Origin of the sequence: Massilia sp. TS11 (assembly GCF_022012445.1) — a bacterium.
Classification (GTDB): Bacteria; Pseudomonadota; Gammaproteobacteria; order Burkholderiales; family Burkholderiaceae_D; genus Telluria.
On sequence record NZ_JAKLTS010000002.1, the window covers coordinates 358,517 to 373,050 of the forward strand.

The 14,534-nt window shown below is 69.4% G+C and carries 11 protein-coding genes; 5 read left to right on the forward strand and 6 right to left on the reverse strand.

From position 1 onward, the window contains the following. Positions 1–96 precede the first annotated feature (96 nt). Entirely contained in the window at positions 97–456 is a 360-nt protein-coding gene (locus LZ005_RS05035; protein ID WP_237805307.1) for a hypothetical protein, read from the forward strand. On the opposite strand, the gene LZ005_RS05040 is transcribed toward LZ005_RS05035, so the two are convergent. Continuing rightward, a complete protein-coding gene (locus tag LZ005_RS05040; RefSeq protein ID WP_237805309.1) occupies positions 453–2,663 on the reverse strand; it encodes a molybdopterin-dependent oxidoreductase in 2,211 nt (736 codons plus the stop codon). The two genes, LZ005_RS05035 and LZ005_RS05040, sit on opposite strands and share 4 nt — an antisense overlap. A 6-nt stretch (positions 2,664–2,669) precedes the next feature. Then, positions 2,670–4,742 (reverse strand): diguanylate cyclase, encoded by a 2,073-nt coding sequence (locus LZ005_RS05045; RefSeq protein ID WP_373889306.1) that lies wholly within the window; start codon positions 4,740–4,742, stop codon positions 2,670–2,672. Positions 4,743–5,031: 289 nt separating this feature from the next. On the opposite strand from LZ005_RS05045, the gene LZ005_RS05050 reads away from it, so the two are divergent. Together LZ005_RS05050 and LZ005_RS05055 are read left to right on the forward strand one after the other, a co-directional pair. Continuing rightward, positions 5,032–5,898, forward strand: a complete 867-nt coding sequence (locus LZ005_RS05050; protein ID WP_237805313.1) for an ABC transporter ATP-binding protein — start codon at positions 5,032–5,034, stop codon at positions 5,896–5,898. Further along, complete coding sequence (locus LZ005_RS05055; RefSeq protein WP_237805315.1) at positions 5,895–7,448, forward strand: hypothetical protein; 1,554 nt, start codon at positions 5,895–5,897, stop codon at positions 7,446–7,448. The genes LZ005_RS05050 and LZ005_RS05055 overlap by 4 nt, the downstream gene beginning before the upstream one ends. 285 nt (positions 7,449–7,733) lie before the next feature. Here the strand turns inward: LZ005_RS05055 and LZ005_RS05060 are convergent, their stop codons facing one another. The 4 genes from LZ005_RS05060 to LZ005_RS05075 form a co-directional block, all read right to left on the reverse strand. Beyond that, positions 7,734–9,512 (reverse strand): ABC transporter ATP-binding protein, encoded by a 1,779-nt coding sequence (locus LZ005_RS05060; RefSeq protein WP_237805317.1) that lies wholly within the window; start codon positions 9,510–9,512, stop codon positions 7,734–7,736. After that, positions 9,502–11,253 carry an ABC transporter transmembrane domain-containing protein gene (locus LZ005_RS05065; protein WP_237805319.1) on the reverse strand — a complete coding sequence of 584 codons (1,752 nt, stop codon included), beginning with the start codon at positions 11,251–11,253 and terminating at the stop codon, positions 9,502–9,504. Before LZ005_RS05065 ends, LZ005_RS05060 begins: the two co-directional genes overlap by 11 nt. Positions 11,254–11,335: 82 nt before the next feature. Then, on the reverse strand, positions 11,336–11,992 hold the full coding sequence (locus LZ005_RS05070) for a hypothetical protein (protein ID WP_237805321.1): 657 nt from the start codon (positions 11,990–11,992) through the stop codon (positions 11,336–11,338). A 97-nt stretch (positions 11,993–12,089) separates the two neighbouring features. Continuing rightward, positions 12,090–12,545: a cache domain-containing protein gene (locus LZ005_RS05075; protein WP_237805323.1), complete on the reverse strand. Its 456-nt coding sequence runs from the start codon at positions 12,543–12,545 to the stop codon at positions 12,090–12,092. 124 nt (positions 12,546–12,669) lie between these two features. On the opposite strand from LZ005_RS05075, the gene LZ005_RS05080 reads away from it, so the two are divergent. Beyond that, entirely contained in the window at positions 12,670–13,953 is a 1,284-nt protein-coding gene (locus LZ005_RS05080) for an amidohydrolase family protein (protein ID WP_237805325.1), read from the forward strand. Positions 13,954–14,003: 50 nt separating this feature from the next. Beyond that, positions 14,004–14,528, forward strand: a complete 525-nt coding sequence (locus LZ005_RS05085) for a GNAT family N-acetyltransferase (RefSeq protein WP_237805327.1) — start codon at positions 14,004–14,006, stop codon at positions 14,526–14,528. Positions 14,529–14,534: the final 6 nt, after the last annotated feature.

Genomic DNA, 14,534 nt, shown 5'->3' on the forward strand with positions numbered 1-14,534 from the left:
GCGCTGATACAAACTGAAACTTTTCGGCGGATTGCTTCGGCTATGCTGAGGGCTCACGATCTGAATCCGAGGTGACCCATGCCGCTACTGAGTGTCTTGAGCAGTCTTGCCCTCTCCAGTGCCCTGCAGGCGGCACCTGCCGAGGCCTGTGTGGAACCGGTCTTCCCTGTGCGTTCGGTCTCACCCGAAGGGGTGCGCCGGGTGCAGGCGGCCGTGCAGCGCTGGCAGTCCTGCGTCGCCCTGGCGCATGGCGAGGACGGCGCGACCCCGGCCATGCTGGCGCAGCAGGAGCGGGTGGCGCTGGCGGCCCAGGCCTGGGAGCGTGAAACGGCGCGCTACATGCGTGGTCTGCATCAGAGCCGCAGCCTGCAGGCCTATCAAGACCGCGATCGGGCCAGCTATCAGGCCGGCATCCGCGACCAATACCTCTACGGCGCCAGCAACAACGGCCACTAAGGCAGGGCGCGCAGGCTGACCGCAATCCCCGATAAGACCGCATTGCCGGACAGGGGATCGCGCGCCTGCGGGTCGAGCAGGGCGTTGAGATTGGCGCCCGGCCGTTCGGCCGCCACCTGCATGCGCGTCTCGGGCTGATCGTGGCCCCAGCCGTGCGGCAGGCTCACCACACCCGGCATCATCTCCGCACTGACTTCCACCGGCGCCTGCACGCACCCGTGCGCGCTGCGGATTTCGGCCACGCCGCCATCGCGCAGGCCATGACGGGCCGCGTCGACCGGATGGACCAGCAGGGTGCAGCGCACCGGGCCCTTGGCCAGCACCGGCAGATTGTGCATCCAGCTGTTGTTGGAACGGAGCTGACGGCGGCCGATGATCACCAGCTCGGGGGCGGGCGTGGCCAGGTCGGCCTCGATGCGCGCCAGATCGGCCACCAGCAGGGGCGGCGCCAATTCGATCTTCCCGCTTGGTGTGCGCAGCACTTCGGGCAGGCGCGGTGCCAGCGGGCCGAGGTCGATGCCTGACGGCGCGGCCTGCAGGGCGGCCAGCGTCAGGCCGCCGGGGCGCGCGCCGAACTGGTCGCCATACGGGCCGGTGCGCAGGCCCAGGTCCAGCAGACGCTCTGGCCCCTGCAGCGGGTCGAGCGCGGCCAGCAGCTGCGGGGCGGCGGCGCCGGCGCTGCGCTCGAGTTCTTCGAGCAGCATGGCGCGGTCGAGTGCCGCGATATCGGCGTGGGCACCCAGGCCTTTGACGATGGCCACCAGGCGCATGACGCTTTCCCATTCCTCCGGCTGATCCGGCGCGCGCGCCAGCACAGGCGGGCTGTATCGCGCCACATTGCGGCAGGCGAGCTGGGTGAAGCTGACATCGTAGTGCGCATCCTCGAGCGGCGACAGGCCGGGCAGGATCACGTGGGCGTGGCGCGTCGTCTCGTTCTGGTAGATGTCCAGACTGATCATGCAGTCCAGGTCCGCCAGCGCACGCGCCAGCCGCGCGCCATTCGGCGCGGACAGCACGGGGTTGGCCGCCATGCTGATCAGGCCACGCACCTGGCCCGGCCCCGGCGTATCGATTTCCTCGGCCAGGCAGGTGAGCGGCAGTTCGCCCTGCACTTCGGGTGCACCCGAAACGCGCGCGTGGTAGCGCCCCGTCGTCAAGCCCTTGCCGATGCCTGGCTTGCCGCGCGTGTTGGCGGCGAAGGCGGGCGCCTTCGGAAACAGCATGCCGCCTTGCGCATCGAGCCGGCCGCACAGCACATTGATCACATCGATCAGCCAGGAGCTGAGGGTGCCGAAGGACTGGGTACAGGTGCCGATGCGGCCATACAGGGCGGCGCGAGGGGCGCGGGCGAACTCGCGCGCCAGTGTGCGGATGGTCTCCGCGTCGATCGCGCAGCGCGCCGCCATGCGTTCGGGCGGGTAGGGCGCCAGCGCCGTGCGCAGCGCGTCCAGCCCGGCCACATGATCGGCCAGATGGCGCAGGTCGGCCAGGCCTTCGGCAATCAGGGTATGGGCGAAGCCGAGCAGGAAAAAGGCGTCCGCGCCGGGGCGGATCGGATGCCAGGCATCGGCCGCCTGCGCCGTCTCGCTGCGGCGCGGGTCGATCACCACCAGTTTGCCGCCGCGGGCGCGCAGGGCCTTGGCCTTGCCGCGGAAGTCGGGCACCGTCCACAGGCTGCCGTTGGAGACCATCGGATTGGCGCCGATGACCAGCAGGTAGTCGCTGCGCTCGATGTCTGGCACCGGCACCGACAGCCAGGTGCCGTACATCAGGCCCACGGCCAGCATCTTCGGCATCTGGTCGACGCTCGAAGCGGAGTACATCTGGCGGGTGCCGAGCGCGCGCGCCAGGCGCGGGAAGTAGAGTGTCAGCCCCATCTTGTGCGAGACCGGGTTGCCCAGCACGGTGGCCACGGCCTGCGGACCATGCTTGGCCAGCACCGCGCCGAGGCGCTGCTCGGCTTCGTCCCAGGCCTGCTCCCAGCTGACCGGCACCAGCCGCCCGTCCCGGCGCAGCATCGGCTGGCGCAGGCGGTCAGGGTCGTGGTGCAGATCGCCGAGCGCCACCGCCTTGGGGCACAGGAAGCCGTGCGAGAACAGGTCGGCGTCGTGGCCGCGGATGCGCAGCACGCGGCCGCTGTCATGTTCGATCTCGAGGCCGCAGCAGGCCTCGCACAAGGGACAGATACGCTGGCTCAGCGAGGCCATCGGGCCTTAGCTCTTGCCGCCTGCTTCACTGGCGGCCGGAGCGGCCAGCGGCGCCGGCGCGGGGCGCGGCACCGGCTTCGGCTCGGGCCAGCCGCCCAGCACGATCGACAGGTCGACGAAGCCGGCGCGCCAGGCGCGTTCGAGGTCCTGCTCGATATGTTCGAGCGAGGTCTGCTCGAAATTGGCAAAGCCGCGCACACCGTAGGCGCGGTTGCGGCCGTGCGCCTTGGCCAGGTAGAGGGCCATGTCGACCAGGTTCACGGCGCGCTCCCAGGGCAGCGGATGCTGGCCCGGCACCAGCGGGAAGGGGGCGAAGCCGATCGACACGTTCACCGAGATCTTGGCGTCCTGGTAGTCGATCGTATGGGCCGAAATGCCGGTCAGCAGACGGCGCGCGATGTCTTCCACGCCGCTGCGCGGAATCGCCGGCAGGAAGGCCAGGAATTCCTCGCCGCCCCAGCGCACGATCATGTCGGTCTCGCGCAGGATCACGCGCAGGTTCTCGGCGATCATCTTCAGCACGGCGTCGCCGGCCGCGTGGCCATAGGTGTCGTTGACGTGCTTGAAGTGGTCAACGTCGAGCAGGAACAGGGCGCCGACGATTTCCTCGCCCGAGGTACCCGCGCCGCGCTTTTCCACCTGCACGTGGGTACGCATGAATTCCTGGAAGTGGCGCCGGTTGTACAGGCCCGTGAGCGGATCGCGCGAGGACTGCAGCTTCAGCTCCTGGTTCTTCACTTCGAGCGCGGCATTGGTCTGGCGCACCTTGCGGTACAGGAGGCCGACGATCACCGAGGCCAGGGCGAACACGATGGCCAGCAGCCACCAGACGCGCTGCTGGAGCGAGCGGTTGGCGATTTCGGCCGACTTCACCTGGTTCTCGCGCGACAGCAGTTCGATCTGACGCTGCTTCTTTTCGGTGTCGAACTTCTCCTGCAGTTCGAGCACGGCCTTCTGGCGCTGCTTCTCGAACAGCTCATTCGAGATGGTGCGCTCGCGGTGGTAGGCGGCGACGGCGCCTGCCATGTCGCCCGCGTGTTCGAGCGCCGAGCCGTATTCCATCAGCACCGCCTGCAGCTCCGGCTTGTCGCCCGATTTTTCGTAGTAGGCCATGCCGGCTTCGAAGCTGCGCTTGCCGTCGGCGATGCGGCCCATGCCCAGATAGGCTTCGCCGATATTGATGCGCGCCGTGGCTTCGATGGCGCGGTCGTTCAGGCGCTGGGCCGCTTCGATGGCCTGGGTCGCGTAGTTGATGGTGGTCGGGTAGTCGCGCTGCTTCAGGTAGCTGTCGGACAGATTGACCAGGGTGTTGGCGATCATCGCGTTCGCGCCGATCTGGCGTTCCAGCGACAGCGCCGACAGCAGGGCCTTGAGCGCGCGCTGCGGCTGGTTGGTATCGATCGACAGCGCATACTCGGCGATCTTCACCGTGGCCATGCGCCCGGGCGACTTCATTTCTTCGGCCAGCTGGCGCGCCTCATCGAGCGCTTCGAAGCCCTTGTCGAACTCCTTCATCTGGTCATACAGATTGGCCAGCGCCACCAGCGAGGCGGTCAGGTGCAGCGGCACGCGCGCCTGGCGCGCCAAAGCCACGGCGGCCTGCAGACGCGCCAGCGCGAGCGGGAAATTGCCTTCCTCGGCATACGACTGGCCGGCGGTGACGGTGGCCAGCACCTTCAGGTCCTGGTCCTTGGCCGTATTGGCCAGGCGCTCCGCATCCCAGGCCAGCTGGTGCGAGAGCTTCAGTTCATTCATGCGGAAGGTGACGAAGGCCTTGGCCAGCAGGCCCTTGGCGGTGGCCACCGTGTCGTTGCCGCTTTTGCCGAAGGCGATCAGCTCTTCGGCCGTGGCCAGGGCGTCGGCCTGCTGGCCAAGGCCCAACTGGGCGTACGACAGCTGATACAGGAATTCGGCCTTGTGCTGGGGCGGTGCGGTGCGTGCCTGCGACTCGATCTGGCGCAGCGCGACGATGCCCTTGTCAGGGACGAAGCGGACCGTCTCACGCAGCTCGGCCAGCCGGCTCGCCAGATCGGACTGGGCGAAAGCGAGCAGAGGCACAGCCAGCATGGCCGCCACCATCACGCGCAGGCGCTTGAGCCGCCCTGCGTTTGCTCCTCCGGTCCGCATGTTTCCCCTTCTGTCCTTCATCGTCCCTTGCCGGGATTTTTCTAGCGCCAATTATATTCTTGTTGCAAGGTGGAAAGATCATTTTTTATACATATTCGCCAAAAAGGCACACTTTGTCACGTCACGACACATTCCAATCGCCGCCCGCGCCGCGTTTTCTGCATTCTGTCGGAATCCGCGCGCGGCTGGCGCCAGCCTCGCCTAGGCTGCCCTTCATTCAAAAAGAACAGGGAGCCAACACATGCTGGAACTGGAAAACGTCGTCAAACGCTTCGGCCGCGTCACGGCCGTCGATGGGGTCTCGCTGCAGCTGCGCAGCGGCGTGGTCGGCCTGATCGGCCATAACGGAGCCGGCAAGACCACCCTGATGCAGATGATCGCCACCCTGGTGCGCCCGAGCGCGGGCAGCATCCGCTTCCAGGGCCAGGACATCGTGGCCCGGCCCGACGCGATCCGGCGCCGGCTCGGCTACCTGCCGCAGGATTTCGGCGTCTACCCGAACCTGTCGGCGCGCGAATTCATGCAGTACTTTGCCGCCCTCAAGGGCGTGCGCGACCCGGCCCGCATCCGCCATCTGCTCGAACTGGTCAACCTGCACGAGCATGCGGAGCGCCCGGCGGCCGGCTTCTCGGGCGGGATGCGGCGCCGCCTCGGCATCGCCCAGGCCCTGCTGAACGACCCGGACATCCTGGTGGTCGACGAGCCGACCGCCGGCCTCGATCCAGAGGAGCGCGTGCGCTTTCGTAATCTGCTGGCCGAACTGGGGCTGCACAAGCTGGTGATCATGTCGACCCATATCGTGTCCGACGTCGAGAGCATCGCCAGCGAACTGGCGATCATGAAGGGCGGCCGCCTGATCGACTGCGTGCAGCCGGAGACGCTGCTGGCCCAGGCGCGCGGCCAGGTCTGGCAGGCCAGCGTGGACGCGGCCGAGTACGAGGCCCTGCGCGCGCGCGTGCACGTGCTGCAGACCCAGCGCCTGGGCGCGCAGCTGCAGCTGCGCATCGCCCATCCCGAGCAGCCCTGTGCCGGCGCCGCGCCGGCCGAACCGAGCCTGGAGGAAGCGCTGATGGCGCGCCGCTACGCGCTGGCGGAGCAGGCCGCATGAACGGCCACCTGCTTGCCACCCTGGCGCTGACGGAAGTGAAGCTGCGCCTGCGCCGCCGCTCGACCCTGGCCGCCGTGCTGCTGACGGCGATCGTCGCCTGGGCCGTCATCGTCGATCCGGCCAGCGGCCACGCGGTGATGGTGATCGGCGGCCAGCGCGTGCTGTACACGAGCAGCGCGCTGGCCATCAGCAGTGCCCTGCTGGCCGGGATGTTCTTCGGCCTGGGCGGCTTTTACCTGGTGCGCGGGCGCATCGGCGAAGATCTGCGCGCCGGCACCGGCGGCGTGATCGGCGCCAGCCCGGTCGCCAATGCCAGCTTCCTGTGGGGCCGCTGGTGCGGCGCGGTCGCCTATCTGAGCCTGCTGGTGGTCAGCTTCCTCGCGGCGATCCTGGTGCTGCATCTGGTGCGCGGCGAAGGACCGCTCGAGCCGCTCGTCTATCTCGGCACCTATGCCGTGCTGCTGCTGCCGATGGTGGTGTTTGCGGCCAGCTGCGCGATCCTGTTCGACAGCGTGGCCGCCTTGATGGGCAAGGGCGGCGACGTGCTGTACTTCTTCGTCTGGGTACTGCAGGTCAGCCTGGTCGGCGTGCTGGGCAAGGGCGGCGGCAGTCTGCCGCTGCTGTGCGACTTCACCGGCATCCTGGTGGCCGCCAACACCCTGCAGCAGCTGCTGCACACGAACGGCTTCGCGATCGGCGCCAGCCCGTTCGACGCGACGCGGGCGGCGCTGCTGCTGCCGGCCCTGCCGTGGACCGCGTCAGCCGTGCTGCTGCGCGCCGGCGCCACCCTGCTGGCGCTGCTGCCGCTGCTGCCCGCGGCCCTGCTGTTCCACCGCTTCTCGCCGGACCGGGTCAAGGCGCGCGCGGCCCGTCAGCGCCGCAGCCCGCTCGATCTGGCCAATGCCCTGGCGCGGCCCATGGCGCGTCTGGTCCAGCCGCTATTCGGCCTGGCCGCACGCGTGCCCGGCCTGGCAGGCCAGGTGCTGGCCGAACTGGGCCTGCTGGCCGCGGCCGCGCCGTTTTCGCTGCTGGCCCTGGCCTTGGTGCTGGCGGCCAGCGTCGCGCTGCCGGTGAGCAGTCTGGGTCCGCTGGTGGCGGCCGCGGTGGCGCTGTGGGGGATTCTGATTGCCGGCCTGGCCACACGCGACTACGAAGCCGATACCGAAGCCCTGAGCGCCAGCGTGGCCGGCGGCGAAGGCGCGCGCTTCTGGCGTCAGCTGCTGGCCACCTGGAGCAGCGGCCTGCTGTTCACCGGTGTGGCCCTGCTGCGCTGGGCGCCGGCGGCGCCGCTGCGTGCGCTGGCCCTCGCGGTTGGCGTGTTCACGCTGGCCGCGCTGGCCACGGCGCTGGGCCGGGCCGCCCGCACGGCGCGCGCCTTCCTCGGGCCCTTCCTGTTCTTCGTGTACGTGATGCTCAACGCGGCGGCGCTCGACTGGCTCGACCTGGTCGGCGCCAACGGCAGCGTCACACTCCGCGCGATCAGCCTGCACGCCGCCCTCGGCGCCGCCGCCCTCGGCCTTGCCTGGGCCGCCAGCCGCCGCGCCCGCTGAGCCGGAAAATGCGGATAAGAAAAATCGGGGTCAGACCCCATTTATCCGTGCGGAAAAATGGGGTCTGACCCCGATTTGTTTGGGGGCAAGGTCTTGCTTGGGGGCGCGGATAAAAAAACGCCTGCCGGGTTGGGCAGGCGCTGAGAAGGAGGCCTTGGTGTGCACGGGAAGGACACCCCAAGACAGCGGCATTACCTGTGAGCTGCAAAGCCGTTGAATGCACTATATCGGTGCGCCAGTCGCCGCGCACTTGTACTTTGGTGCTATTGGCCGGCGGCGCCGCTCTCAGGCGGCGATCTGTTGGAGCTGGTAAAGGCGCTGGTAAATACCGCCCTCGATCGCCATCAGCGCCGCATGCTCGCCCGCCTCGGCCAGGCGGCCGTGATTGAGCACCACGATGTGGTCGGCCTCGCGGATCGTCGACAGGCGGTGGGCGATGGCCACCACCGTGACCTGGCCACGCAGCGCGTGCAGGGCCGCCTGCACCACCTGCTCGGTGGCCGAGTCGATATGGGCCGTGGCTTCGTCCAGCAGCAGGATGGCGGGCTGGCCGGCCAGCGCGCGGGCGATCGCGATCAGCTGCTTCTGCCCGGTCGACAGGCGCGCGCCGTTTTCGCCCAGGTCGGTGTCGTAGCCTTGTTCGAGCGCGCCGATGAAGTCGTGCGCATGGGCCGCGCGCGCGGCCGCCTCGATCGCCGCCTGGCTCAGACCGCGCCCCATGTCGATGTTCTCGCGCACGCTGGCCGCCAGCAGGAAGGGGTCCTGCGGCACCAGGCCGACGTGGGCGCGGAAGTCCTCGTTGGCGAGGCCGGCCAGCGCGTGTCCGCCGATCTCGATCCGGCCTTCCCACGGCTGGTAATAACGCAGCAGCAGCGACAGCAGCGTGGATTTGCCGCTGCCCGTGTGGCCGACGATGCCGACAAAACTGCCGTGGGCGATGCGCAGGTCGAGCCCGTGCAGGACCGGCTGCCCGTCGACATAGCCGAAGCGCACGCCCTGCATGGCGATGGCTGGGGCGCCCGGCAGCGGCAGCAGGCGCTGGCCGGCGCGGCCGGCCGCATGTTCGGGCGCGCCCGGTTCGTCGAGCAGGTCGGCCACGCGCGCGGCCGATACCACGGCCTGCTGCAGCGAGGAGAACTGCAGGGTGATCTCGGTCAGCGGCTCGATCACGCGGGCGATGTAGTTCAGGAAGGCGTACAGCACGCCGACTTCGATGGCGTCGAGCGGGCGCTGGCCGAAGCTGTAGATGACCACCACCAGCATCGCCATATTCAGCAGGTCGAGCGCGGGACGCAGCAGCCAGGCATTGGCGGCCAGCTCTTTGCGGCGCGACTGGTAGTGCGCCCAGCTGGTGTCGGCGAAGCGCTGGCCGAAGCGGCCGGCCGCATTCGCCGCCTGCAGCACCTGCATGCCGCTGATCGACTCGGCCATCTGGCCATTGATCTCGCTGCGCAGCTGGCGCGAGCGCGCCACCGCCGGTGCCGACAGCTTCTGGTAAAGCCAGACGATGCCCAGCACGGCCGGCACCAGGGTCAGCATCACCAGCATCAGGCGCACATCCAGCCAGGCCATCGCAATCGTGGTCCCGAGCAGCATGATGCCGCTGTTCAGGATGACGAACAGGGCCTGGATGTACAGGCCTTTGACGGCCTCGGTGTCGTTCGTCACACGTGAAATCAGCTGGCCCGTGATGGCGCGGTCGAAGAAGGCCATCGGCAGGCGCAGCACATGGTCGAAGACGCGCTCGCGCAGGCGCTGCACGCTGCGCATGGCGGCGCCGGCCAGACGCACCAGCTGGAAGTAGCGCAGCAGGCTGGCGGCCCAGCCGCTGACGAGGGCGCCGCCGATCAGCGCGGCCATCAGCCAGGCTTCGGGCGCGCGCGGCACCAGATAGCGGTCGATGAGGGCTTTGCCGAGCAGGGGGCCGAGCACGTCGAGCGCGGCCGCGGCCAGCAGCAGCACGAAGGCCAGGCCGACGGCGCGCGCATCGGGACGGGCGGCCGCACGCAGCAGCGCGAAGGCGCGCCCGGCCTGGCGGCGCAGGGTGGGGGAATCAGGCGGCATCGAGGCTGGCCTCCAGTTGTTGGTAGCGCCACTGGCTGGCATACCAGCCCTGGAGCGCAAGCAGTTCGGCGTGGGTGCCGCGTTCGGTCACGCGGCCGTCCTTCAGGACCAGGATCTCATCGGCGTCGGCCACGGCCGACAGGCGATGGCTGGTGATCAGCACGGCCCGCTCGGGCTGGCGCGCGCGCAGTTCGGCCAGATGGCGCAGGATGCGCGTCTCGGTGCCGGTGTCGACCGCTGACAGGGCGTCGTCGAGCAGCAGCAGCGGGCATTCGGCCAGCAGGGCGCGCGCAATCGCCACGCGTTGGCGCTGGCCGCCCGACAGGGTGATGCCGCGCTCGCCGACTTCGGTCTGGTAGCCGTGCGGGAAGCGCAGGATGTCCTCGTGGATGGCGGCCATGCGCGCGGCCGCTTCGATCTGGGCCTGGCTGGCATCGGGCCGGCCCAGCGCGATGTTCTCGGCGATCGGGGCCGAGAACAGGAAGGACTCCTGCGGCACCCAGGCCATGGCTGCGCGCAGGCGCGCCAGCGGGTAGTCGTGCAGGGCGGTGGCGCCCCAGGCCACGCTGCCGGCGCTCGGTTCGAGCTGGCGCAGCAGCAGGCGCACCAGGGTGCTCTTGCCGCAGCCGGTCGGGCCGACCACGCCGATCGTCTGGCCGGGCGCGATCTGCAGGTCGATGTCTTGCAAGGCCGGGGCCTGCTCGGCGCCATAGCGCGCGCAGGCCGCCTGCAGGCGGATGGTGCCGCTGGGCGCCACGTCGTGGCGGCCGTCGTCGCCGATCGCCAGCGGCGCTTCCAGCACCGGCAGCAGGCGCGCCCAGGCGGCCTTGCCGCGTTCGATCAGGGCCAGCACCCAGCCGGCCGCCCACATCGGCCAGATCAGCTGGGCCAGATACATGCCGAAGGAGGTCAGCTGGCCGACCGTCAGTTCGCCCTGCAGCACCAGATAGCTGCCAGCCGCCAGCGTCAGGGCGCTGGAGGCGGCCAGGGTCAGGCCGACCGCCGGTTCGAACGCGGCCTCCCAGCGCTGGGCCTTGGCGCTGGCCGCCGCCGCGGCGCCGGCCAATTGCTGGAACTGGCCGCTCGAGCGTGGCTCCAGCCCGAGCGCGCGCAGGGTGCGCACGCCGGAGACCGACTGCTGCACATGGTCGTTCAACTGGGCGAAGCGCTGCAGCGCCTCGCGCGAGGCGTCGTGGATGCGGCGCGAAATGCGCGCGAAGGCCCAGGCCATGAAGGGGAAGGGCAGCAGGGCCACCAGGGCCAAGCGCCAGTCGACCCCGAACAGCATCGCCCCGAGCACCATCAGCAGGGTCTGGGTGCCGTCGAAGCCGGCCAGCAGGGCGTCGCCGGCGGCGCCCTCGATGGCGTCGATATCATTCGTGGCCAGCGCCATCAGGTCGCCCGTGCGCTGGCGCTGGAAGAAGCCCGGACCCTGCTGGGCCAGACGCTGGTAGAAGCGTTGGCGCAGCTCGACCCCGAGCTGGAAGGCGGCCGCGAACAGCAGCTGGCGCCAGCCTACGCGCAGCAGGTAGATGGCCACACCGGTGGCGGCCAGCAGGCCCAGTTGCTGCAGCAGCGCGGACTGGCCGAGGCTGTGCGTGGCCAGGCCGTCGACCAGGTGGCCGACGCGGCGCGGAATACTCACCGTCAGGACGGCGATGGCCGTCAGCATCAGGGCGGAAATGGCATACGCGCGCCAGTGGCGGCGCACGAAGCCGGCGATCAGGCGGGCAAGGGTCATGCGTATGGGTCAGGGAGCAGGGCCCCGTGAATAAAAGAAGGGGCCGAAGCCCCTTACTTTAACGGATTGGCGCGGCCGCCGCTTACTTGGTTTTGGCGGCCGGGCCTTCGCTGACGGCGACCGGCTTGGGCGGCGCCTGCGGATCGACCGCCTCCGGCTTCACGCGCGGGACGGCCACGCGGCGCGTGGACGGTACCGGGAACGCGGCCGGCTTGGCAGGCGCCGTCGCCCCGCCTTCGAGCACGGCGACGGCCTTGGCCACCGGCTTGGCGCGCGCCTTGGGCACGGTGCTGGTGACGGGCGCGGCCTTGGCGACCAGCGGCTTTTTGCTCGCCTTGGCGGGCTTGACGACGGGCTTGATGGCGGGCTTGCTGGCGGGCTTGCTGGTGGCCGCGCTGGCCACGGCAGGCAGGGCGCGCGGCGCTGCCGGCGCTTGCGGCGTCCGGGGCAGATGGCTGAAGGCGGCCCCGGCGGCACGCAGCAGGGCGGCCTGGGTGCCGCTGGCGATCTCGCTCAGGCCGTGGCCGAGCGCGCTGGCGCGCGCCCAGTCGACCTGGAACAGCGCCGCCGGATCCTGGTCGATCCAGAGCTTGCGCGCCAGTTCCTGGCTGTGCTGCAGTTGCGCGCGGGCCGAGCGCACCTGCAGGGCCGCCAGCTTTTCGGCATTGGCGAAGGCTTCGTGGGCCAGGATGCCAAGGGCATTCAACTGGGCGTGCAGGGCTTCGGGAATGGTCGGCATGGCTCGCTCCTTTTGTGCATTGCGATTAGCCTAGTGTAGTGGCTTTTTTGGCCAATTGCCAGAATTTGCATTGCAATGCAACACGACTGTCACATGCCTATTTGTAGACCCCGGCGCAGAAGATGAAAGCCTGTTCGCGCTCGCAGTAGGTGAGCTTGGGCTCGATCTTCTGGGTGTCCGGATTATTGAACTTGTACTCCTGCCAGAAGCTGCCCTTGCTGCGCGCCAGCTCGACGCGTTCGCGCACGAAGGCCTTGCCGTCGACATCGCGCATGTCGATCAGGCTTTTGCCGACCATGCGCGGATTGGTGCCATGCGCCTTGACCACGCCGTCCATGTCGTAGATCGTCAGGTAGAGATCGCGGTCGCTGAACATGCCGCCTTTGGTATTGGCTTCGCGGAAGGTGGCGTCGGGTCCGTTTTTCTTCAGGTAGGCGATGCCCTTTTTGACCATGGCCTCGGCCTCGGCTTTGGAGGCGCCGCCGCTGGCGGCGTGCAGGGGCAGGGCGGTGGCGAGCAGGCCGGCCACGGCCAGGCTGAATAGCTTGCGCATGGAAGTCTCCCGGTTGTAGTTGTGATGTGGCGTTTTGAGTCTAGCACCGGGTCTGGCGCGCCCTCGCACGATTGGCAGCCCGCGCCAGCTGTGCGAGGATGTGGCCGAGCAAACAAGGAGCCCTATGGACCTCATCCTGCGACACGCCAGCCTGCCTGACGGCCGGCGCGACATCGACATCGGCATCAGCGGCGAGCGCATCGCCGCCGTGGCACCGCGCCTGGCCGCGCAAGGCGCCATCGAGATCGACTGCCAGGGCGACCTGGTCTGCCCGCCCTTTGTCGACGCCCACTTCCATCTCGACGCCACCCTCAGCTATGGCCTGCCGCGCGTGAACGCCTCCGGCACCCTGCTCGAAGGGATCGCTCTGTGGGGCGAACTGAAGCCGCAGCTTACCCAGGACGCCCTGGTGCAACGCGCGCTCGCCTATTGCGACTGGGCGGTGGCGCGCGGCCTGCTGGCCATCCGCAGCCATGTCGACGTGTGCGACCCGCGCCTGCTGGCGGTGGAAGCCCTGCTGCACGTGCGCGAGCGGGTGCGCGATCGGATCGACCTGCAGCTGGTGGCTTTTCCCCAGGATGGCCTGCTGCGCGCGCCGGGTGCGCTCGACAACCTGCGCCGCGCGCTCGACATGGGCGTGGACGTGGTCGGCGGCATCCCGCATGGCGAGCGCACGATGGACGAAGGCGCGCGCGCGGTGCGCATCCTGTGCGAGCTGGCGGCCGCGCGCGGCCTGCGCGTGGACATGCATTGCGACGAGTCGGACGACCCGCTCTCGCGCCACATCGAAACCCTGGCCTTCGAGACGCAGCGCCTTGGCCTGCAGGGCCGCGTGGCCGGTTCGCATCTGACTTCGATGCACTCGATGGACAACTACTACGTCAGCAAGCTGCTGCCGCTGATGCGCGAGGCCGGCGTCGCCGCCATCGCCAACCCGCTGATCAACATCACTCTGCAGGGCCGCCACGACAGCTACCCGAAACGGCGCGGCATGACGCGCGTGCCCGAGCTGCTGGCCGCCGGGATCGAGGTCGCCTTCGGTCACGACTGCGTGCTCGACCCCTGGTACAGCCTCGGGTCGGCCGACATGCTGGAGGTGGCGCACATGGGCCTGCACGTGGCGCAGATGACCAGCCAGGCCGCGATGGCGCAGTGCTTCGCCCTGGTGACGGAAGCGCCGGCGCGCATCCTCGGTCTCGATGGCTATGGCATCGCGCCCGGCTGCTACGCCGACCTGGTGCGCCTGGACGCGCCCAGCCCAATCGACGCGATCCGCCTGCGCGCCGCGCGCCGTCTGGTGCTGCGGCGCGGGCGCGTGCTGGCCGAGGCGGCGCCTGCGCGCGTCACCCTGCACACCGATGGTGGTGTGCGCGATATCGACTTTCGGTTGTCGCCCGGGGCCGGCTGATGCTATGCTGGCCCTGGCTGAATTTAACCGGTTTGAGCGAGGGTCTGCGCATGAATTCTCTGGTGATCCGTCCGGCCCTGCCGGCTGACTTCCCCGCAATGTGGGACATCTTCCGCGACGTGGTCGCCGCCGGCGACACCTACGCCTTTGACGTCGACACCCCGGCCGCCGTGGCCGAGGCCTACTGGTTCGGTCCCGGCATCCTCAGCTGCGTCATCGAGCACAAGGGCGCCGTGGTCGGCATGTACAAGCTTTGTCAGAACGCCGTCGGGCGCGGCAACCACGTGGCCAATGCCTCCTTCATGGTCAGCCCGCGTGCGCGCGGCCTGGGCATCGGGCGCCTGCTCGGCGAGCACTGTCTCGACGCGGCGCGCGAGGCCGGCTACCTCGCCATGCAGTTCAACTACGTGGTAAGCTCGAACGCGCCAGCCGTCGCGCTCTGGGAGTCGCTGGGTTTTCAGGTGGTGGGAACGCTGCCGCTGGCCTTTCGCCATGCGCGCCGCGGCTATGTCGACGCGCTGGTCATGTACCGGACCTTGAGCGACCCGGCCAGCTGGCCGCCGCCCGAACACTAAGGACGC